General features: G+C 38.2%; 21 protein-coding genes and 1 tRNA gene. 14 read left to right on the forward strand and 8 right to left on the reverse strand.

What is annotated here, in order from left to right; genetic code table 11:
• Positions 1-16: 16 nt before the first annotated feature.
• Positions 17-89: transfer RNA gene (locus LA20531_RS08790), tRNA-Arg, on the forward strand.
• Between the two features lie 38 nt (positions 90-127).
• Here LA20531_RS08790 and LA20531_RS08795 read toward each other — a convergent pair.
• Positions 128-316, reverse strand: coding sequence for a hypothetical protein (locus LA20531_RS08795; protein ID WP_013437425.1), 189 nt, complete (start codon positions 314-316; stop codon positions 128-130).
• A 112-nt stretch (positions 317-428) separates the two neighbouring features.
• On the opposite strand from LA20531_RS08795, the gene wecB reads away from it, so the two are divergent.
• Positions 429-1,571: a non-hydrolyzing UDP-N-acetylglucosamine 2-epimerase gene (gene wecB / locus LA20531_RS08800; protein ID WP_056939444.1), complete on the forward strand. Its 1,143-nt coding sequence runs from the start codon at positions 429-431 to the stop codon at positions 1,569-1,571.
• Positions 1,572-1,587: 16 nt separating this feature from the next.
• On the opposite strand, the gene LA20531_RS08805 is transcribed toward wecB, so the two are convergent.
• On the reverse strand, positions 1,588-2,109 hold the full coding sequence (locus tag LA20531_RS08805) for a GtrA family protein (RefSeq protein ID WP_013437427.1): 522 nt from the start codon (positions 2,107-2,109) through the stop codon (positions 1,588-1,590).
• The gene (locus LA20531_RS08810) at positions 2,102-2,548 is read right to left on the reverse strand and encodes a flavodoxin domain-containing protein (protein ID WP_056939445.1); all 447 of its coding nucleotides are present in this window, start codon (positions 2,546-2,548) and stop codon (positions 2,102-2,104) included. Before LA20531_RS08810 ends, LA20531_RS08805 begins: the two co-directional genes overlap by 8 nt.
• Before the next feature lie 134 nt (positions 2,549-2,682).
• Between LA20531_RS08810 and map the strand changes: the two genes are divergently transcribed.
• From map to LA20531_RS08840, 6 genes are all read left to right on the forward strand, one after another.
• Entirely contained in the window at positions 2,683-3,510 is an 828-nt protein-coding gene (gene map, locus LA20531_RS08815) for a type I methionyl aminopeptidase (RefSeq protein WP_056939446.1), read from the forward strand.
• 8 nt (positions 3,511-3,518) lie between these two features.
• Entirely contained in the window at positions 3,519-4,436 is a 918-nt protein-coding gene (locus tag LA20531_RS08820; protein ID WP_056939447.1) for a YihY/virulence factor BrkB family protein, read from the forward strand.
• Positions 4,437-4,501: 65 nt separating this feature from the next.
• Entirely contained in the window at positions 4,502-5,401 is a 900-nt protein-coding gene (gene galU, locus LA20531_RS08825) for a UTP--glucose-1-phosphate uridylyltransferase GalU (RefSeq protein WP_056939448.1), read from the forward strand.
• Between the two features lie 116 nt (positions 5,402-5,517).
• Positions 5,518-6,702: a thiolase family protein gene (locus LA20531_RS08830; RefSeq protein ID WP_056939449.1), complete on the forward strand. Its 1,185-nt coding sequence runs from the start codon at positions 5,518-5,520 to the stop codon at positions 6,700-6,702.
• Positions 6,677-7,888, forward strand: coding sequence for a hydroxymethylglutaryl-CoA reductase, degradative (locus LA20531_RS08835; RefSeq protein ID WP_056939450.1), 1,212 nt, complete (start codon positions 6,677-6,679; stop codon positions 7,886-7,888). Before LA20531_RS08830 ends, LA20531_RS08835 begins: the two co-directional genes overlap by 26 nt.
• Positions 7,888-9,051, forward strand: a complete 1,164-nt coding sequence (locus tag LA20531_RS08840) for a hydroxymethylglutaryl-CoA synthase (protein ID WP_056939451.1) — start codon at positions 7,888-7,890, stop codon at positions 9,049-9,051. Before LA20531_RS08835 ends, LA20531_RS08840 begins: the two co-directional genes overlap by 1 nt.
• A gap of 46 nt (positions 9,052-9,097) precedes the next feature.
• On the opposite strand, the gene LA20531_RS08845 is transcribed toward LA20531_RS08840, so the two are convergent.
• Positions 9,098-9,382 carry a hypothetical protein gene (locus LA20531_RS08845; protein ID WP_013437435.1) on the reverse strand — a complete coding sequence of 95 codons (285 nt, stop codon included), beginning with the start codon at positions 9,380-9,382 and terminating at the stop codon, positions 9,098-9,100.
• 89 nt (positions 9,383-9,471) lie between these two features.
• Between LA20531_RS08845 and LA20531_RS08850 the strand changes: the two genes are divergently transcribed.
• Positions 9,472-10,392 carry an alpha/beta hydrolase gene (locus LA20531_RS08850; protein ID WP_056939452.1) on the forward strand — a complete coding sequence of 307 codons (921 nt, stop codon included), beginning with the start codon at positions 9,472-9,474 and terminating at the stop codon, positions 10,390-10,392.
• A 439-nt stretch (positions 10,393-10,831) separates the two neighbouring features.
• Here the strand turns inward: LA20531_RS08850 and rlmD are convergent, their stop codons facing one another.
• Positions 10,832-12,211 (reverse strand): 23S rRNA (uracil(1939)-C(5))-methyltransferase RlmD, encoded by a 1,380-nt coding sequence (rlmD, locus tag LA20531_RS08855; RefSeq protein WP_056939453.1) that lies wholly within the window; start codon positions 12,209-12,211, stop codon positions 10,832-10,834.
• Between the two features lie 126 nt (positions 12,212-12,337).
• Here rlmD and recX point away from each other — a divergent pair, with 126 nt between their 5' ends.
• Both recX and LA20531_RS08865 read left to right on the forward strand, forming a co-directional pair.
• Entirely contained in the window at positions 12,338-13,150 is an 813-nt protein-coding gene (gene recX, locus LA20531_RS08860; protein ID WP_056939454.1) for a recombination regulator RecX, read from the forward strand.
• A 13-nt stretch (positions 13,151-13,163) separates the two neighbouring features.
• Positions 13,164-13,643, forward strand: coding sequence for a hypothetical protein (locus LA20531_RS08865; RefSeq protein WP_056939455.1), 480 nt, complete (start codon positions 13,164-13,166; stop codon positions 13,641-13,643).
• Between the two features lie 7 nt (positions 13,644-13,650).
• On the opposite strand, the gene LA20531_RS08870 is transcribed toward LA20531_RS08865, so the two are convergent.
• A complete protein-coding gene (locus LA20531_RS08870) occupies positions 13,651-14,112 on the reverse strand; it encodes a hypothetical protein (protein ID WP_056939456.1) in 462 nt (153 codons plus the stop codon).
• Positions 14,113-14,216: 104 nt separating this feature from the next.
• Here LA20531_RS08870 and LA20531_RS08875 point away from each other — a divergent pair, with 104 nt between their 5' ends.
• Both LA20531_RS08875 and LA20531_RS08880 read left to right on the forward strand, forming a co-directional pair.
• Positions 14,217-15,083: a hemolysin family protein gene (locus LA20531_RS08875; protein WP_056939457.1), complete on the forward strand. Its 867-nt coding sequence runs from the start codon at positions 14,217-14,219 to the stop codon at positions 15,081-15,083.
• Positions 15,083-16,654: a peptide chain release factor 3 gene (locus LA20531_RS08880; protein ID WP_056939458.1), complete on the forward strand. Its 1,572-nt coding sequence runs from the start codon at positions 15,083-15,085 to the stop codon at positions 16,652-16,654. The genes LA20531_RS08875 and LA20531_RS08880 overlap by 1 nt, the downstream gene beginning before the upstream one ends.
• A gap of 61 nt (positions 16,655-16,715) precedes the next feature.
• Here LA20531_RS08880 and LA20531_RS08885 read toward each other — a convergent pair whose 3' ends face one another.
• Positions 16,716-16,997, reverse strand: a complete 282-nt coding sequence (locus LA20531_RS08885) for a DUF1827 family protein (RefSeq protein WP_014565666.1) — start codon at positions 16,995-16,997, stop codon at positions 16,716-16,718.
• Positions 16,998-17,181: 184 nt separating this feature from the next.
• Entirely contained in the window at positions 17,182-19,365 is a 2,184-nt protein-coding gene (locus LA20531_RS08890) for an ATP-dependent Clp protease ATP-binding subunit (RefSeq protein WP_056939459.1), read from the reverse strand.
• Positions 19,366-19,549: 184 nt separating this feature from the next.
• On the opposite strand from LA20531_RS08890, the gene LA20531_RS08895 reads away from it, so the two are divergent.
• Entirely contained in the window at positions 19,550-19,738 is a 189-nt protein-coding gene (locus LA20531_RS08895; RefSeq protein WP_013437446.1) for a hypothetical protein, read from the forward strand.
• The last annotated feature ends 78 nt before the right edge of the window (positions 19,739-19,816 follow it).

Consider the following 19,816-nt stretch of genomic DNA (forward strand, 5'->3'; position numbering starts at 1 on the left):
GTTAATCTTGTGTTTTGGCCCCGTAGTTCATCTGGATAGAACAATGGTCTCCTAAACCGTAGAGGTGAGTTCGAATCTCACCGGGGTCATCGAAAAAGCCATCTGATTTTTTCAGATGGCTTTTAATTCAGCCCATTGGATTGAGCATGATAAAAGTAATTAGTCCCCAAACAAGGAATACGCAAATTAATGCAGTGTAAAGCAGTCTTCTTCTTGTTCTAGGTAGCTTGGATTTATCTAAGCCGAAGACTAAACAGAAACAACCGATGATGATTACAAGTGCGGTTGTAATTAAAACTAATAAACCATTATTCATAAATATACCCGTCTTTCTCTAGTGACATATTCATTAAAGCATATTGTATAAATGGAGTGCAAGATAGTCCTAAATCAGTTATAGTAAGATTAGGTTTTCGGAGGATTTTTTTATGCAAAAAATTAAAGTAATGACTGTTTTTGGCACGCGTCCAGAAGCAATTAAGATGGCACCACTTGTTTTGAAATTAAAAAAAGACGACCGCTTTGAAGAAGTGACCGTTGTTAGTGCACAGCACCGTGAAATGCTTGATCAAGTGCTTGATATTTTTAAGATTAAACCTGATTATGACTTCAATATCATGCATAAGAATCAGACTTTGGAAGAAATTACTTCTAAGGTAATGATTGATTTATCTAAAGTGATTAAAGAGGAAAAGCCAGATATTGTTTTGGTTCACGGCGACACGACTACAAGTTTTGCGGCAGCTCTTGCGACATTTTACCAACAAACGACTTTGGGTCACGTGGAAGCAGGGCTGAGAACTTGGAATAAGTATTCGCCATATCCTGAAGAAATGAACCGTCAAATGACTGACGATTTAACTGACTTGTATTTTGCGCCAACCGAATTGTCCAAGAGTAATTTGCTTAAGGAAAATCATAAGGCTGACAATATTTTCGTAACTGGTAACACTGCAATTGATGCTTTGGAACAAACCGTGCAAAAAGATTACCACCATGCAGTAATGGATGATATTACTCCTGGCAATAAAGTAATCTTGGTTACTATGCACCGTCGTGAAAACCAAGGTGAGCCAATGCGTCGCGTCTTCAAAGTAATGCGTCAAGTAATCGATTCACATCCTGATGTGGAAATTATTTATCCAGTGCACTTGTCACCAAGAGTGCAACAAGTAGCTAACGAAGTTTTAGGCGGTGATCCTCGCATTCACTTGATTGAACCCCTTGACGTTGTTGACTTCCATAACTTGGCTAAACGCAGTTACTTTATCATGACTGATTCAGGCGGCGTACAAGAAGAAGCGCCTAGTCTTGGTAAGCCAGTGCTTGTATTGCGTGACACAACTGAACGTCCAGAAGGTGTGAAGGCTGGTACTTTGAAGCTGGTTGGGACTGAAGTAGATAAAGTAAGAGAAAGTATGCTTGAACTTCTTGAAAATAAAGAAGCATATGACAAGATGGCTAACGCCAAGAACCCATACGGTGATGGTTATGCTAGTGATCGCATCATGGATGACATTTACTACTACTTCCATAAAGACGAAGTAGCTAAGCCAGCAGATTTTGAATAGAAAAAAGAAGCAGTTTTTACTGCTTCTTTTTTGCTTTTTGTTCTTGAATGCGCCTTTTTGCACGTTCAATCATGGTATGTTCTTGTTTTTGAAAGACAGATCTAGTAGTTAGATAATTGAAAATTCCGACTAAAACTTGGTCAATAATTTTAACCAAGAGGGCATTTAAGTGAAGCCAGGACAAACCAACCAACATGATTAAGGTATCGGGAATTAAACTGATTACTCTGTAAGTAAAGAAAACAATTAGCTTGTGCCAGGTACTGTGTTCATGATCTACGTTGTTAATAAAAACGGCTTTTTGGTTAAAGTAAAACGAAGCCAAGTTGGAAATGATGAACGCAATGGTGTTGGAAATCACCATTACGTTGTGCCACCAAGAGTGTAGAACCATGAAGACTACAGTATTGATCAGCGCAGCTACAAAGCCAAAAATTGTGTAGACCCATAAATTACGGTGCCTTTTGATTAGCTTTTGTCCTAATTTGCGAATCTGAGCTTGATCACCAATAGTAACTTCTTTTTTATTTTTAGTCATTTAATTTATCGGCCATTTCTTTTGCAGCTTGATCGATTAAATCGATCGCATCATCGTCAGGTGCGTTTTCGATGGTAACAGGTTTGGTGATTTCTGTGGCATGACAAGCCTTGAATGCCTTTTCGAAGTCGAATACATTCTCACAGAAGTGTTTGCCATAAGTCTTGTCACCTGATCCCATCACTGCAAAGTACTTATCGGTAAGATCAAGCTTCTTTAATTCGTCGTAAAAGTCTGCAATTTCGTCGGTCATTACACCTTCACCGTAAGTGTAAGTGATGAAAATGCAAAGATCGCTATCTAAATAATCGCTTGCATCAGTGAAGCCTACATCGCTTGTTTCAACATCAACGCCATAATCTTGTAGATCTTCCTCTAAAATATCTGCCATATCTTCATCATTACCAGTCATACTGGCGTAGACAATTCTTGCTTTCATGATTTTTCATACCTTTCACTGCGTTATACGACACCTTATTATACATGAAACTAGGCGTTTTTAGCTAAACTTTTAAAAATCTTCAGTAAAACGTTATAATAGGAGAGAATATATTTTTTAAAGGAGAAATTATTTTGATTACAATTAAATCAATTCGTGAACTTAAAGGCATGCAAGCTTCAGGCCACCTTCTTGCCACAATGTTTGAAGGCTTGCGCGATGTTATCAAGCCAGGCATCTCAACCTGGGAAATCGAAGAATTCTGCCAAGACTTCGTTAAGAGCCGTGGCGGCCGTCTTTCAGAACAAGGTTTTGAAGGCTACAAATACGGTACTTGTATTTCAGTTAATGATGAAATTGCTCACCAAACTCCTAGAAAAGACCGCATTTTAAAGGAAGGCGACCTTGTTAAGGTCGATGTTACCTGCAACTTGAACGGTTATGAATCAGACTCATGTACTACTTACCCAGTAGGTAAAATTTCAGACGCTGATAAGAAGTTAATTGAAGTAACTAAGAAGGCTATGTATCTTGGTATCGATCAAGCCGTTTTAGGTAACAGAATTGGTGATATTGGTGCCGCAATTCAACACTGGGTTGAAGACGAAAACCATTACGGTGACGTTCGTGAATTAATCGGTCACGGTATTCAACCATCAATCCACGAAGATCCAGAAGTACCACACTGGGGCAAGGCTGGTCACGGTATCCGTCTTCGTGAAGGTATGACTATTACCTGTGAACCAATGGTTGAAGCAGGTGGCGATTGGCACATTGACCAAAGAACTGTTGATGATCCTAACGATGACTGGGTTTACTACGCAACTCCAGATAGTTCAAACGCAGCTCAATTTGAACACACCTTTGCCATTACCAAAGATGGTCCTAAGATTTTGACTTTACAACGTCCTTACGATGGTTTAGAAAAGTACATTCCTCACTTTGACGAAATGGACGATTAGGTTTTTGAATGAAAAATAAGAATCGACTCGATTCCAAGCTGGGCCAATTTTTTCTTACTTTACGTACCATTCTGTCTCAAGGTGAAATTCTCGATAGTTCGATCGTCATCGCCTACTATATTTTGTTTTCGATTTTTCCCATCATCATTATTATTGGGAACATTTTGCCGTTGTTTCACATTGATACGGCACCGATTGCTAATTATTTGGACTTTGTGTTTCCAGATCAGATATCAAAGTACATTATGCCGATTATTAATTCGCTGCTAAAAACGACTTCGACCGGATATATGTCTTTTGGTATTGTGTTGGCTGTTTGGTCGTTTTCCAGTTTGGTTAACGCGATTCGGTTAGGCGAAAATAGATTATATGGCGTCCGACAACTTGAACTTAAACTTTCCATAGTTAATTTCCTTTGGACTAGAATGATTACAATTGCATTTACGACGCTAATGATCATACTTTTTACAGGCGCTACTTTAGCATTAGTCTTTGGTCAGCAGCTATTGCATTTTTTGAGTCCAATTTTTCAATTGCCTGTAGAAGAAATCGACAAGATTTTTAGTTATCGTTATCCAGTTGTGCTTTTAATGATGATCTTGGCTGTTTACTATCTCAACTATGTATTGCCAAATATTAAGCTGAAGAAAAGAGTAATTTGGCCAGGGGTAATTGTAACTGTGATTGGCTGGCTAGCACTGTCGTTTTTATTTAGCTTTTATTTGCATCACTTCCCGATTACCTGGGAAAATTACGGCATCATTGGTACTTTTATTATCTTTATGCTGTGGCTAAATATAGCGGCAATCTTATTCCTGCTTGGCGTAGGCGTAAATGCGACAATCGTGCGCAATCGCGAAGGAGAGTTAGAATATTCTGCTGGTAGGGTAGCAAGTTATATTCAAGATAGAAGAAAACAAAAGTAGCTGAAGATTAATAAATTTGCTATGATTATTTCATAAGATAGAAAAAAGAAAGTGTATTTGCATCAATGAAAGTAAGAAAAGCTATTATTCCTGCAGCCGGCTTAGGTACTCGATTTTTACCTGCTACTAAGGCTTTACCTAAGGAAATGCTGCCAATCGTTGATAAACCAACTATTCAATTTATCGTTGAAGAAGCTAAGAAGTCTGGTATCGAAGATATTTTGATCGTTATCGGCAAAAACAAGCGCCCAATTGAAGATCACTTTGATTCTAACCCAGAACTTGAACAAGACTTAGCTGAAAAGGGCAAGAACGAACTTTTGAAATTAACTCAAGGCATTACTAATCTTGGCGTTAATTTATACTACACTAGACAACCACATCCAGCTGGCTTAGGTGACGCTATTTACCGTGCTCGTAGTTTCGTAGGGGATGAACCATTTGTCGTTATGTTAGGTGACGACTTGATGGACGATGAAACGCCACTTACTAAGCAATTGATTGATCGCTACAACAAGACTCATGCATCAACCATTGCCGTTATGCCAGTACCACATAAGGATGTTTCAAAATACGGTGTAATTGAACCAGAAAACGAAATTATGCCAGGTTTGATCAACGTTAAGTCATTCGTTGAAAAGCCAGACATTGATAAGGCACCTAGTGATTACGCAATTATTGGTCGCTACCTCCTTACACCAGAAATTTTTGATATTTTAGCTCATCAAAAACCTGGTCGTGGTGGTGAAATTCAATTGACTGATGCCATTGATACGATGAACAAGACGCAAAGAGTTTTTGCTCATGTATTTAAGGGTGAACGTCACGATGTTGGTAACAAGGAAGGCTACCTTGAAACTTCAATTGAATATGGTTTGAAGCACCCTGAAATTAAGGAACAACTTCGTGCTTATATTCAACGCTTAGGCAAGCAATTTGAAGCTGAAGATAAAGCCAAAAAGTAAATGATCTTTAAAGATTCTGACAGACTACACGAAAGCGTAGTCTTTTTTATGTATTCTTAATAATTTTTTGTTATGATCATATTTATCGAATTTTACATGATGGAGAGAATAAATAAGTGAAGGATATATATATTGTTGCAGCCAAAAGAACACCTTTTGGCAAGTATCGTGGCTTTTTTAAGGATACTTCCGCAATTGAGTTGGGAGTAATGGCATTAAAGGGGACTTTGAAAGCGGAAAATATTAATCCGCAAGATGTTCAAGCTCTTTTTATGGGTAATGTTTTAGGTACAGGTCTTGGTGAAAATATGGCCCGTCAAGTTGCTCTTAATTCAGGGATGAAGCAAGAGTCAGCTGCAGTGACAATCAATGAAGTTTGTGGTTCAAGTTTAAAGGCTGTTCGTTTGGCCCAAGGTCAAATGGAAATGGGCGACTTGGATTTGGTAGCTGTTGGTGGTAGTGAAAACATGACGCGCGCACCATACTTTGTTAAAAAAGAATACAAGGCTGATCCAGCAGATCACTTAACCAGTACGATGATCAACGATGCCTTAGTGGATGCTTTTTCTGGCAAACACATGGGAATTACAGCTGAAAACGTTGCTGAGAGATATCATGTTTCGCGCAAAGAAATGGACGAATTCAGTTTACGTTCACACCAACTTGCAACAAAAGCAACTAAATCTGGCTTTTTCAAAAATGAAATTTTAAAGGTTGAACTTAACGGTCAAACTTTGGATCATGATGAATCAATTCGTCCTGATACTAGTCTTGAAGCCTTGAGCAACTTAAAGCCCGTCTTTAAGGAAGATGGTCAAGTAACAGCTGGCAATTCATCCCCATTGAATGATGGTGCCAGCATGTTAGTACTTGCTACTAAAGAAAAGATGGAAGAATTGCATTTAACTCCAATTGCTAAGTTAGGTGCATTTGCGGAAGCCGGTTTTGATCCAGCTTACATGGGCTATACTCCTTACTATGCCGTTAAGAAGTTGTTAGCTAAGACTGGCCGCAAAATTGATGATTACGACATCATCGAATTAAACGAAGCTTTTGCTGCTCAAGGCGTTGCAGTGGCAAGAGACTTGCACATTCCAATGGATAAATTGAATATTATGGGCGGCGCCATTGCATTAGGTCACCCATTAGGTGCAACAGGTACGCGTTTAGTAACTTCCGCAATTAGTGGATTAAAGAATAGAAATGGCAAGAGAGCTTTGGTTACCTTGTGTATCGGTGGCGGCCAAGCGGTTGCTTATGAAATCGAGATGCCAAATGAAGTTTTATCAATTACAGCCTGAGCAAAGAAGAAAACTTTTACAAGACGAAGGCCTTGAATTAGAAGATATTGATGACCAGGTATTAAAACGTTTGGATGAATTGAGCGAAAACGTGATTGGTCAACTGCGTTTGCCATTAGGTGTAGTTCAAAACTTGATTATCGATGGACAAAAATACATGGTGCCAATGGCAACCGAGGAACCATCTGTAGTCGCTGCTGCAAATCACGGTGCCAGTATTTTTGCCAAAAACGGTGGCGTAAGTACTGTCAGCCATAGGGATGGGATCTATGGTCAAATTGTTTTAAAGGTTGATGAACAATTTTCTTTGGTAGACTTGAAAGATGAATTTTCTAATTTAGTTGATTTGGCTAATCAAAAATTTGCCAGCTTGGTTGGTCATGGTGGTGGTACTCGCTCTATTTCGGCTAGACAACAAGGTAATTTAGTTTATCTTAAAGTTTTAGTAGATCCAGCCGAAGCTATGGGAGCTAATAAGACTAATTCAATTCTTGAATTTTTGAGTGCAAAATTAGGACAGTTGGATCATGTTGAAGAAAAACTTTTCGCCATTTTGTCTAACTATCCGAGTCAATTGACCAAGGCTGAAGTAAAAATTGATCCAGCGACTATCGGTGGCGAAAAAGTGGTTGAACGGATTGTTTTGCTTAGTCAAATTGGCTATGAAGATCCGTATCGTGCGGTAACCAATAACAAGGGGATCATGAATGGTGTCGACGCTGTTTTAATAGCGACCGGCAATGACTACCGAGCAATTGAAAATGCTACTGCCGTTCTAGCAAATCAAGACGGACAATATCGCAGTTTGTCAAAATGGACAATGAAGGATGGCAAGTTGGTGGGTGAATTAACCTTACCGATGGCAATTGGTGTTGTGGGTGGTTCAATCAAGGCTCGCCGCGATGTCCAACAAAGCTTTGCCATTTTAGGTAAAGATATCACCAGCAAAGTTTTGGGTGAAATTATCACCAGTATTGGGTTAGCCAATAATTTGGCTGCTTTGTTAGCTATTTCAACAGTGGGCATTCAAGCAGGCCATATGAAATTGCAGGCTCGCAACGTAGTAGCTGAGCTGAAAGCGACTAAAGAAGAGAAAAAGACTGTTTTAAATAGGATGATTCAAGAAAAGAATTATTCAGAAAGTCATGCAAAGGATATTTTGGAGAAATTAAGAGAGGAAAAATAATGCAAGTAGGTATTGATAAGATTGGATTTTTTACGCCAAATAAGTATGTCGATATGGTTGATTTGGCACATGCAAGAAACCAAGATCCTAGCAAATTCTTGATTGGAATTGGTCAAAATGAAATGAGTGTTGCTGACCAAACTCAAGATGCAGTTTCAATGGGGATCAACGCCACCATGCGTTATATTAACCGCATCGACAAGGATAAGGTTGGTCTGTTGGTCTTTGGTACAGAAAGTAGCGTTGACCAATCTAAGTCTGCTTCTTTATTTGTCAAAACCGCTTTGAAGTTAAAACCAGAAGTTAGAACTTTTGAAGTTAAGGAAGCTTGCTTTGGTTTAACTGCCGCCTTGATGATTGCGCGTGACTTTGTTAGAGTTCATCCTCATCAAACCGCTATCGTAATCGGTAGTGATATTGCGCGTTATGGTGTAGGTACTCCGGGTGAAGTTACGCAAGGTGCCGGCAGTATCAGTATGTTGATCAAGGCTGATCCAAGCATTGTTGCTTTAAACGATGGTCACAGTGCTTACAGCGAAGATATCAATGACTTCTGGCGACCAAACTTCTCACGTGTAGCGATGGTTGAAGGAAAATATTCAACTCAAGTTTACTTGGACTTCTTTACTAAGACTTTCAATGCCTACAAAAAGCAAAAGAATATTAAGACTAGTGATTTTGATGCGATTACTTATCACATGCCATTTACTAAGATGGCGCTTAAGGCAAACAGAATTGCGGTAGAAGGTCAAGATGAAGAGACGACTAAGAAACTAGAAAATAGTTTTGAAGCTGCCAAGCAATTATCACGCCGCGTTGGTAATGTTTATACTGCATCATTATATTTGAGTTTGCTTAGTCTGCTTGAAAATGCCAACTTGGCCGCAGGTTCATTAGTTGGGCTATTTTCATATGGCTCAGGTGCGATGGGTGAATTCTACAGTGGCAACTTGGTCACAGACTATGAAAATGAAATTGATCAGGTCAAGGATATGGCACTACTCGACCGTCGTAAGAAGTTGACTATTCCTGAATATGAAGATTTCTTCAATGCTGCCTTAGAAGATCCAGAAGATGGTCAGGAATTAGATAGTGATGATGAAAAGGGTACTTGGTATTTCGCAGGTACTAAGGACCATGTACGTCAATACAAAGAAAGGTAGCATAAAGATAGAAAAAATAAAACGTTTGGCTTAGCCAAACGTTTTATTAGAGCAAGATTGCTTTGCGTTCATCTTCAACTATTTGCAGGCCAAAAAGAGGATATTCTTTTTCGGCTACTACGGCGATAAGAGGGATGCCGCGGCCATGCATTTTGCCCACTAATTTTACTATTTTCTTTTTGGTTAAAGCTTTTTGTCCTGGATAAAGCAGACATTTTTCTCCTGCTAAAGTTAATTTGCCCCAGGGCATAGTTTTACCAGCTATTTTTAAATAAAAACTTGTATTGAGATTAAGATCATCAATTAATTGTAATAAGTCCGTTAAGCGCATTTTTCTCGTATAATTAAAGTAAAAATATTCAATATTCTTTTAATAATTATAAAATAAAACAGCTTAATTTATTTAGAAAGTGCACGCATATGAAGAAAAAGCTATTATTAACATCACTTCTAGTAGCAGGTACTGGTTTTGCGATTGCTAGTGACTATTTCTTTAAGATGGCATTGACGCCATTTAATAAAAAGCCGGATTCAAAAAAGTTATCAGGTAAAGATTCGCTTTATCGCAATAAAGTTTGGTTTAGAGATTTTCCAAAAGAAAAATGGAGTCTTGAAACTAAAAGTGGCTTGACGCTATTTGCCCGATATTTAAATCATGATTCAGATAAAACGGCTATTTTGCTACATGGTTTTATGAGTGATAGCGATAGCATGGGCGGTTTTGCCAAAATGTTCTATGATTTTGGTTATAATGTGCTTTTGCCTGATGCTCGTGCGCAAGGCAGAAGTGCTGGTAAATATATCGGCTATGGCTGGGTTGAAAAAGAAGATATTCGCAATTGGATTAGGCAAGTGATTGCCAAAAATGGTCAAGATAGCAAGATTATTGTGATGGGCCAAAGTATGGGCGGTGCTAACACAATGATGGTCAGCGGTATGAAATTGCCTAGCCAGGTTAAGGCATTTATCGAAGATTGCGGCTATTCAAGCGTTAAAGAGGAGATCATGTATCAAGCCGGTAATTTGTGCAACTTAAATAAGATTGCTCGTATGCCTTTGGTTGAAGCTGTCAGCGGAATCAATAAAGTTAAGAATGGCTTTTTCTTGGGACAGGCTTCATCGGTTAAGCAGTTAAAGAAGAATACCAGACCATTCTTGTTTATTCACGGTGGTAAGGATCATTTTGTGCCGACCAAAATGGTTTATCAAAATTATGCTGCAACTGATGCGCCAAAGGAAATCTGGATTGCGCCTTTAGCAGGACATGCCTTGTCTTATCCAATGTATAAAAAGGAATATCAAAAGACAGTTAAGGCTTTTTTGGATAAATATAAGCTCTAATTATTGCAAGCGGTTACACAACAGGATATAATTAATGGTGTGGAAGAGGTAGAAATAAAGTTAACAAATGTAAAATGAACAATAAGTTTTTATCTCCAGAATTGTATTATTGGAAACTTGAAAGATTCTATATATGTAGAGGTGTCAGCCATAAATCACTTAATTAAATGCTATTTATTAACTGTCAGTGGCTGTTCGCAGAAAACTCCAATTCATTAAAAAGTTACGTTTTATGTAAAGACCCGAACAAGTGAATGTTAATATTGGTTGCGATAGCCATTGTTTTAACACAAATCAAACAACTGAAAATCGTGACTATCAATTGATGAGCTGCCTCATCCACTTGAAATTGCGGCTGCAAAGAGACAGGATTCTCCGGCAGCTGCTTTTTTTATGGCACAAAAAAAGCCTAGTCGTTTGACTAGGCTTATTATTGTTATTATTTACGTAAAACTAATTTAGCAATAGCTTCACAACGAGGTGTTTGTGGCAACATATCGACATTTTGGATTAAGCGAACGTCGTATGCTTCGCTAAGTAAAACTAAATCTTGAGCTAAAGTTGAAGGATTACATGAAATGTAGACAAAGGTTTCTGGTTTAACGCGTAAGATTGTCTTGATCAAACTCTTTGCTAAACCAGTTCTTGGTGGGTCCACGATCAAAGCGTCGATTGATACGCCGCTGTTTTGCAATTCAGGCAATACCTTTTCGGTAGCACCTTGAATGTAATCAGCGTTTTTAATGTGGTTCAATTCAACGTTGTGTTGCGCATCCTTAACTGCTTCAGGAATAGTTTCAATACCGATAACTTGCTTAACGCGATCAGCTGCTAAAATGCCGAGTGTACCTACACCACTATAGGCATCGATTAAAGTTTGATCTGGAGTTAAGTCAAGGTATTTTAAGGCTTCTGAATAAAGGTTAATGGTTTGAACAGGGTTGAGTTGGAAGAAAGCACGTGGAGACAAAGCGAATTTCTTGCCCAAAATTTCTTCGACGATTTGATTTTTGCCCAATAACTTTTCAGTCTTGTTGCCCCAAACTTGTGGGTTTTGCCATTCAGTTTCGTTTTGATAAACGCTGACTACATGATCGAGCTTCATGATTTCTTTTGCAAGTGGGATCAAGTTCTTGAGTTTGTGGTCGATAGTAATTAAGGTAACTTGAATTTCTTTAGTAGCTTCTGATTGACGAACAACCACTGTCTTAATACCTGGCAAGTGACTACGATAGTTTGCGACTGGAACGTGCAATTTTTCGATTAATTCCTTAATTTCACGTTCTGTTTTTTGGGTGTCTTCACTTTGGGTTGGCATCTTAGGCAAGTCGATTAGACGGTGAGAATTTGGTGCAAAAAGACCCAACTTGGTTTTGCCATGGACGCTTTCAATTTGATATTGTGCCTTGTTGCGGTAGTGCCATGGATCTGGAGCAGGAATAGTCTTTTTAACCTTGTATTTAGCGTAGCCACGTGGGTGATATTTCTTAAGTGACTCAAGCATATTGTTGCGCTTGAATTCAAGTTGCTTGTCGTAGGACAAATGAGCTAGCTCTAAACCGCCGATTTCTGGATCAACGCCTTCAGGGAAGTCCACACGATCAGGGCTTTTTTCTTTAATGCGTACTAATTCGCCTTCAATGTAATGAGGGTAGCTCTTCACGATTTTGGCTACGACTACTTCATCTGGCAAAGCACCAGGGATGAAGATGATCTTCTTTTTGTAATAACCGATGCCTTCCCCATTGATGCCTAAGCGTTTAATGGTAATGATGACATCTTTTTCGCGTTGTTTATTCTTGGAAAATTTTCTATTCATTATTCTTATTCTTTCTACTAAAAACTAAATTACATTGCTACTAATTGTACTACCTAAAAAAAGTTCTTAGCAAGCATTACAAAAATTTGTTAGCATGTAATTTAGAATATTGCGAGGTGAAAACAAGTGTTGATAACCAAAGTAAGTGCACAACGGCGCCCAGGACGTTATAATATTTTTTTGGATGGCAAGTATGCTTTTTCTGCTAGTGAAAAGACTGTAGCTGAATTTGTTTTACTAAAAGGAAAAGAACTAAATGATGATCAAATTGAACAAGTTCGTCAATTTGATGCAGATGCTAAAGCCAGTGATTTAGCCGCTCATTTTTTGAGTTATGAGCCTCGAACCGTGTTTGAAGTTTTACAGTATTTGAAAAAGCACGAGATTTCCGATGAAACAGCCAATAGCGCTGTTAGTCAGTTAAATGAATTGGGCTATTTGGATGACCGACAATATGTTAGACTTTTTATCAAAAATGACCTTCGTGTTGGTTCCGATGGTCCTAAGAGCCTGCTCCGCAAATTAACGCAAAAAGGTGTTGATCCCGAAATTAGTCAGGTAGAGCTTGATGAAATAGATGATGAGGATTGGATTGACGTCGGCCAGAGAGTGATTAAGTCAATGGTGCATCAAGTGGGCAAAATCTCACAAAGAGAAATTGAACGCAAGATGAGAAGCAAACTGCTGGCTCATGGTTTTGATGGTGGCATTAGCAGCGAAATCATTTCTTCTTTGGATTTGGCAGATGATGAAGATATGCAAATGGAAGCTTTAAAAAAGCAGGGCATTAAGGCATATAAGAGATTCCGTCGTTTTGATGAAACAGAGCGCAAATTTAAGATCAAAAAGTATTTATTCAGTCATGGCTTTTCATCAGGAGAAATTGATGCTTTCTTAAATGGCGAAGTAATTGATTTAAGTGAATTAGCTGAATATTAGTTGAGGAGAAAAAATGAAGAAAACTATCGATGAAAAAATATTTGTAGGTCGTCCTTTTCCATCTAGCTTGATGAATGCACAAAAGAGTTTCATGGAAGCTAACCAACAAATGGAAAATGATGAAACTTTTCAAAAGTTTTTAGCTGACAACGACTTAGAAAATAAACGTACTGCATTGATCGTCTCAGGAGAAGATAATTTCATATACTGGTACGGCGTGATCGCTAATGCAGATAGCAAAGTGCCAACTGGCTTGATGAAATTTGACTTGCCTAAAGCTGAAGTTGATGAAGAAGTTCAAGAAAATCAAAACCTTGTTTTCTTCAATTTGCCTTTAACTAGCACTGTTTCTACTTTTGTTAAAAAAGTAATGGACAACGGTGTTAAGGTTTACCAAAACTTAGGTGACAGCGATACGCCATACATGGTTTGGGATCTTGATCTGGATACAAAAAGACTGACCCAAGATTTCTACTTAAAGGTCAGTGAATAAATAAAAATTAATGTTGTTGCGGATCGATTGATAAGTTGTCGTATTCGACGTAAGCTCCAAGACAAGTTGAAACGAACATAATCAACAACACGAATCCGATTGAATTGCCTACGATTTGGTCTAGGGTCATAATTGAACGGACTAGATATGTTGATGCAAAGCATAAAATGAAGTCTAGAACAATATTAGCGAACAGCAAGAAGTAGCGTCGTCTAATACTGAAGAAACGCAAAAGTTGTTTTAACAAGTCATCATTGGTTTGAACGGCTAATAAATCAACTGGACGTTGAATTGTTGCCTTAACAGCAAACATGATGATTGAGCCAACTAAAGCTCCGATGATCGTACGGCAGATCTCTGCTGAGTGCAGTACCAATGCATTATAGCCAATACCAATAATTGCTAGACTGCAAATATATGGGATAAGCAATAAAAATGTGAAAACAAGCAAGACGTGGCTTTTTTTCATTGTATCCAACCTCCTTAGTCTTATGTGCTATTTTAACATAATGACACTTGCTGTATGCTATAATATCTTTATTTAGATGACTTTTTAAGAAAGAGAGTATACAAATGAGTAGTGATCCTGGAGCGGATAATTTTTTTGACCGCCTGAAAAATAAACTATCAGGCGATAAAAAAGAAGAAACTAAAGATCATTTAGAAAAAGAAATCGTTAATTTACATGATAGTCATAAAATTGACGACAAAGAATTTTCAATGCTTGAAGGAATCCTTGAATTTCAGGGTAAAACGGCCCGTGAAGTAATGGTGCCAAGAACGGATGCATTCATGATTGATGCGGAAGTGAGCCTTCAGGATAATTTGGATGAGATTTTACGTGAGCCTTATTCACGTGTCCCAGTTTATAAACGAGATAAAGATAAGATCGTCGGCGTCATTCATATCAGAAGCGTTTTGCGCATGGCTAAGCAAAAAGGCTTTGAAAATCTCGATTATGAAGACGTAATGACCGAACCATTATTTGCACCTGAAACAGCTGAATTAGGAGACTTGCTGATGGAAATGCAGCAGACACAAAGGCAGCTGGCTATTTTGATGGACGAATATGGCGGTGTTACTGGTCTAGCAACAATTGAAGACTTGGTTGAAGAGATCGTCGGTGATATCGATGATGAAGTCGATCATACAGAAGTTTTGTATAATCAAATTGCACCTCATAAATACATTATTTACGGCAAGATGCCACTTGATGAATTTAACGAGCAATTTGGTACGCATCTTAAAATGGAAGATGTCGATACAGTAGCTGGGTACGTTATCAATACTCTAAAGGTAATTCCAGCAAAAGGGGAAAAGTTGACAGTTGATATTGGAGATGGCAAGACACTTACCACCAGAAGAATGAAGGGCTCGAGATTGTTGACAGTATTGCTGTCAGAAGATGGACTAAAAAAGGAAGAAGATAAAAAGGACTAATGGATAAAGAGTTAGCAGATAAAGTAAATAAAAGAAGAACCTTTGCGATTATTTCACACCCTGACGCAGGTAAAACGACTATTACTGAACAAATGCTGCTTTTTGGTGGGGTAATTCGTAAGGCGGGTACCGTTAAGGCACGTAAGACAGGTAACTACGCAACTAGTGACTGGATGGAAATCGAAAAAAAGCGTGGTATTTCTGTTACTAGTTCAGTTATGCAGTTTGAATATAAGGGCAAGCGGATCAATATTTTGGATACGCCAGGTCACCAAGACTTCTCTGAAGATACTTACCGTACATTGATGGCCGTTGACTCAGCAGTCATGGTAATTGACTCAGCTAAGGGTATCGAACCTCAAACTAAGAAATTGTTTAAGGTTGTTAAAAAACGTGGTATTCCAATTTTTACCTTTATGAACAAGCTTGACCGTGATGGTCGTCCACCACTAGATTTGATTGCTGAACTAGAAGATTTGCTTGGCATCGAAGGTGTGGCAATGAACTGGCCAATTGGTTCAGGTCAAACCTTGAAGGGTCTTTACGATATTGCTAGCAAACGCGTTGAACTTTACCGTAAAGATGGTCAAGATCGTTTCTTACCATTGAATGATGAAGGTACTTTGCATGATAGTGAACCACTTAGTCAAGATCCACAATTTAAGGATACCCTTGATGAAATCGACTTGATTAAGGAAGCTGGTAACAAGTTTGACCGTGAAAAGATTGCGATGGGTGATCAAACTCCTGTCTTCTTTGGTTCAGCTTTGACCAACTTTGGTGTAGAAACATTCTTGAATAGCTTCGTTGATTTGGCTCCAGCTCCAGAAAGCCATACTGTAAATGGGGATGAAGAATTGAGCCCAGAAGATCCTGAATTTTCAGGCTTTGTCTTTAAGATTCAGGCTAACATGAACCCGCACCACCGTGACCGTATTGCCTTTGTTCGTATTGGTAGTGGTGAATTTAAGAAGGGTTTGGATGTAACCTTAGCTAGAACTGATAAGCCAATCCGTTTGAATAATGCAACAGAGTTCATGTCTAGTGAACGTGTGCAAGTTTCAGATGCGGTTGCAGGTGATATCGTTGGTTTATATGATACTGGTAATTTCCAAATTGGTGACAGTATTTATGCTGGCAAGCGTAAGATTGTTTATCCACCACTTCCAGAATTTACCCCTGAATTGTTCATGCGTGTAACTGCTAAGAACGTGATGAAGCAGAAGTCATTCCATAAGGGGATGAACCAGTTGGTTCAAGAAGGTGCCATTCAGCTTTACCGCAATTACCAAACTGATGAATACATTTTAGGTGCTGTTGGTCAATTGCAATTTGAAGTATTCCAATTCAGAATGAAGAACGAATATAATTCAGAAGTTGAAATGAACAGTATCGGTCACCGTGTGGCTCGTTGGATTGATCCAGATCAACTTGATCCAAGAATGTCTAACAGCCGTAACTTGCTGGTTAAGGACCGCTATGGCAATCCATTATTCTTATTTGAAAATGAATTTGCAGAACGTTTCTTCCACGAAAAATATCCAGATGTTAAATTAACTGAAAAGTTATAATAGACGTAAAAAAGGAGAACTACAAACGTAGTTCTCCTTTTGTTATCTTTAAATTCTGTAATTATTTGTCAACGTGAATTTCAATTACGTGACGGCTCTTATCAACAGTTAAAGTGTATGAAGAATCATAATTCTCGAGCAAACGTTTAATAATGAATTCAACTTCATCTTCACGAACGCGGCGATTGTGGTTTTCAAGTGCAATACCGATCGCATTTTTGCTTTCAGTATAAATGACTGAAGTATTGCCTAAAGAATATACCTTAACGTAGTTGGCATCAGTAGTGTTAAGCTGACTTTGAACCAAATCAGAATAGTTATTGGTTACATCGATTAAATGCATGGATTTCACCTGTCTCTCTTAGCTTTTTCTCTTAATTTTAGTATACCGCAAAACAAGATACATATATTTATTTTTACTTATAAAACTTGTATTAATTTTAGTAATTAACAAAAAAGGTTCTAAGATATTAATCTCGGAATCTTTTTGCGTATAACTTGAATGAGTTTGTTTATTTGTTTGTTAATTATTCTTCGCTAATTACGATCTCGCCATCTTTGACATCAGCCTTTAAGTTCTTGCTGTCAGTGTGGTCGAGCTTGTAGTCAGCAACCTTATCTTCGATTTCTTCTTGAATGGTACGACGAAGTGGACGTGCACCTAAAGCAGGGTTGAAGCCTTCGTCAACTAATTTTTCTTTAGCTGCGTCGGTAACATCAATGTGCAAACCTTGATCCTTAACCATGTTGTTGGTGTTAGCAAGCATCAAGTCAACAATCTTAAGTAGGTCAGGTTTAGTCAATTCGTTGAATTCAATGACGTCATCAAGACGGTTAAGGAATTCAGGCTTGAAGAATTGACTCATGTTGTTTCTAGCTGATTCATTACTTTCGTCTTCATTTTCAGCAGCGAAACCAACGCTAGCATTCTTGATGCCTTGACCTGCGTTAGAAGTCATGATGATGATTGTATCTTTGAATGAAACAGTTCTACCTTGTGAATCAGTCAAACGACCATCATCTAAGATTTGCAAGAAGAGGTTCAAAACGTCTGGGTGAGCTTTTTCAATTTCGTCAAGCAAAATCAAGCTGTATGGGTTGTGACGAACTTGTTCAGTCAATTGACCAGCTTCTTCGTAGCCAACGTAACCAGGAGCTGAACCAATCAACTTAGATACAGAATATTGTTCCATGTATTCAGACATATCGAAACGTATCATTGCATCTTTTGAACCAAACATTTGTTTAGCAAGTTGTTTAGCAAGTTCAGTCTTACCAACACCAGTAGGTCCTACGAATAAGAAGGAACCAATTGGACGACCAGACTTGTTGAAACCGATTCTGTTACGACGAATAGCACGAGCAACTTTGTCAACAGCCTTGTCTTGACCGATAACGTGAGCTTTCAAATCACTAGCCAAATTTTGCAATTGATTTTCTTCTTGTTTTTGAATATCGCCGACAGGGATGCCAGTCTTTTCTTCAACAATCTTGTTCATGATCTTGCTGGTAATAACTGGGGATTTGTCAGGGTCAACTTTTTGATCCTTTACCTTTTCGTATTTATCAATTTGATCACGGTAGTAAGCAGCCTTTTCGTAGTCTTCTTTCTTCAAGGCTTCTTCCTTTAATTGTTCAGCTGCATTGATTCTTTCTTGCATCTTATCCTTATCAATATAAGGAATAGTTAAGTTCATTCTTGAACCAGCTTCATCAAGTAAGTCAATGGCCTTGTCAGGCAAGAATCTATCTTGAATGTAGCGAGCAGAAAGCTTAGCAGCAGATTCAATAGCATCGTCTGTGTAGTGAACGTGGTGGTAATCTTCGTAACGCTTTTGAATACCCTTTAAAATACGGGTAGTTTCATCAATTGAAGGTTCCTTAACTTCAACAGGTTGGAATCTTCTTGCTAAAGCTGAATCCTTTTCAATATTGCGGTATTCCTTAATAGTAGTAGCACCTACTAATTGCAGTTCGCCACGAGCTAGGGCAGGCTTAATAATGTTGCCGGCGTCCATACCGCCTTCAGCATTTCCGGCACCAACAATTTCGTGAATCTCATCAATAAATAGGATGATATCGTCATTTTGTTGTAATTCCTTGATCAATTGTTCCATTCTTTGTTCGAATTGACCACGGATACCAGTACCTTGAACAAGTGATACTACATTTAAGGAAATGATACGCTTGTTTTGCAGTTTAGCTGGAACAGAACCGTCAACGATTTCTTGAGCAAGTCCTTCAACTACAGCAGTCTTACCAACACCAGCTTCACCAATTAAAACTGGGTTGTTTTTAGTTCTTCTGTTTAAAATTTCAATGACACGGGTGATTTCTTTATCACGGCCGATTACTGGGTCGATTTTGCCTTTCTTAGCAAGGGCGGTTAAATCTGTACCATATTGATCAAGCAAGCTTCTGCCGCCTTGACCACCGTTTCCGTTGCCACCACCCATTTGCATTCTTGGGTCGTTGTTTCCCATATTATTGTTGTTTGCGGCATTGTTGTTATTTCCGTTTAATGCGTTGAATAAATCATCAAAGTCGCCAAAAAATTCGTTATTGTAGTTATTCATATTTTCTAGATTTCCTTGTTGATTTCTTAATTCTTGATAACAGTGTTGACATAAATTAATCTCTCGGCTTTGGCCATTCACCTTGGTAAAAAGATGAATAGAGGCAGGCCGTTCATGACAATTTTGGCAAAGCAAATATTCTTACCGCCTTTCATTTAAACTGTACCAAAATTATATTATTAGCACTCGCCTTAGTCAAGTGCTAAGCACTAATGAACTTATTTTTTGTAAGAATAGACAAAATATTAATATTTTTGAAAATTTAGTATAAAGAGTAGAATAAAGAGTAAAAAAATTATAAAATTTAAAAAGTGTGGTGATGTTTTTGGATTATCAAAAAATTTTGGACCAATTGGTTTCAGGCGAAATCAAAGAGTATGAGGTCAAACCTGAAGATGCCTTTGAGCTTCAAAAGACTATAAGGAATTATGGCAAGCGACAGTATATTACTGGTAGGGCTAAAAGAGGCGGTTCTATTGTTTATACCGCGACGAATACTGGTAAGTAAATGATGTAAACTATTACATTATTGTTGTCTTAACCGTAAAAACATGATAATCTAGTACTCGAATGGGTATTTATTGCC

The sequence above is a fragment of the Lactobacillus amylovorus DSM 20531 genome, assembly GCF_002706375.1.
In the GTDB taxonomy this organism is placed as follows: Bacteria; Bacillota; Bacilli; order Lactobacillales; family Lactobacillaceae; genus Lactobacillus; species Lactobacillus amylovorus.

What these genes read in the sequence shown, in the direction of transcription:
- LA20531_RS08795 (WP_013437425.1), bottom strand. Translation starts at nt 316, where the DNA reads ATGAATAATGGTTTATTAGTTTTAATTACAACCGCACTTGTAATCATC.
- wecB (WP_056939444.1), top strand. Translation starts at nt 429, where the DNA reads ATGCAAAAAATTAAAGTAATGACTGTTTTTGGCACGCGTCCAGAAGCA.
- LA20531_RS08805 (WP_013437427.1), bottom strand. Translation starts at nt 2,109, where the DNA reads ATGACTAAAAATAAAAAAGAAGTTACTATTGGTGATCAAGCTCAGATT.
- LA20531_RS08810 (WP_056939445.1), bottom strand. Translation starts at nt 2,548, where the DNA reads ATGAAAGCAAGAATTGTCTACGCCAGTATGACTGGTAATGATGAAGAT.
- LA20531_RS08820 (WP_056939447.1), top strand. Translation starts at nt 3,519, where the DNA reads ATGAAAAATAAGAATCGACTCGATTCCAAGCTGGGCCAATTTTTTCTT.
- galU (WP_056939448.1), top strand. Translation starts at nt 4,502, where the DNA reads ATGAAAGTAAGAAAAGCTATTATTCCTGCAGCCGGCTTAGGTACTCGA.
- LA20531_RS08835 (WP_056939450.1), top strand. Translation starts at nt 6,677, where the DNA reads ATGAAGTTTTATCAATTACAGCCTGAGCAAAGAAGAAAACTTTTACAA.
- LA20531_RS08840 (WP_056939451.1), top strand. Translation starts at nt 7,888, where the DNA reads ATGCAAGTAGGTATTGATAAGATTGGATTTTTTACGCCAAATAAGTAT.
- LA20531_RS08845 (WP_013437435.1), bottom strand. Translation starts at nt 9,382, where the DNA reads ATGCGCTTAACGGACTTATTACAATTAATTGATGATCTTAATCTCAAT.
- LA20531_RS08850 (WP_056939452.1), top strand. Translation starts at nt 9,472, where the DNA reads ATGAAGAAAAAGCTATTATTAACATCACTTCTAGTAGCAGGTACTGGT.
- rlmD (WP_056939453.1), bottom strand. Translation starts at nt 12,211, where the DNA reads ATGAATAGAAAATTTTCCAAGAATAAACAACGCGAAAAAGATGTCATC.
- LA20531_RS08865 (WP_056939455.1), top strand. Translation starts at nt 13,164, where the DNA reads ATGAAGAAAACTATCGATGAAAAAATATTTGTAGGTCGTCCTTTTCCA.
- LA20531_RS08870 (WP_056939456.1), bottom strand. Translation starts at nt 14,112, where the DNA reads ATGAAAAAAAGCCACGTCTTGCTTGTTTTCACATTTTTATTGCTTATC.
- LA20531_RS08875 (WP_056939457.1), top strand. Translation starts at nt 14,217, where the DNA reads ATGAGTAGTGATCCTGGAGCGGATAATTTTTTTGACCGCCTGAAAAAT.
- LA20531_RS08880 (WP_056939458.1), top strand. Translation starts at nt 15,083, where the DNA reads ATGGATAAAGAGTTAGCAGATAAAGTAAATAAAAGAAGAACCTTTGCG.
- LA20531_RS08885 (WP_014565666.1), bottom strand. Translation starts at nt 16,997, where the DNA reads ATGCATTTAATCGATGTAACCAATAACTATTCTGATTTGGTTCAAAGT.
- LA20531_RS08895 (WP_013437446.1), top strand. Translation starts at nt 19,550, where the DNA reads ATGTTTTTGGATTATCAAAAAATTTTGGACCAATTGGTTTCAGGCGAA.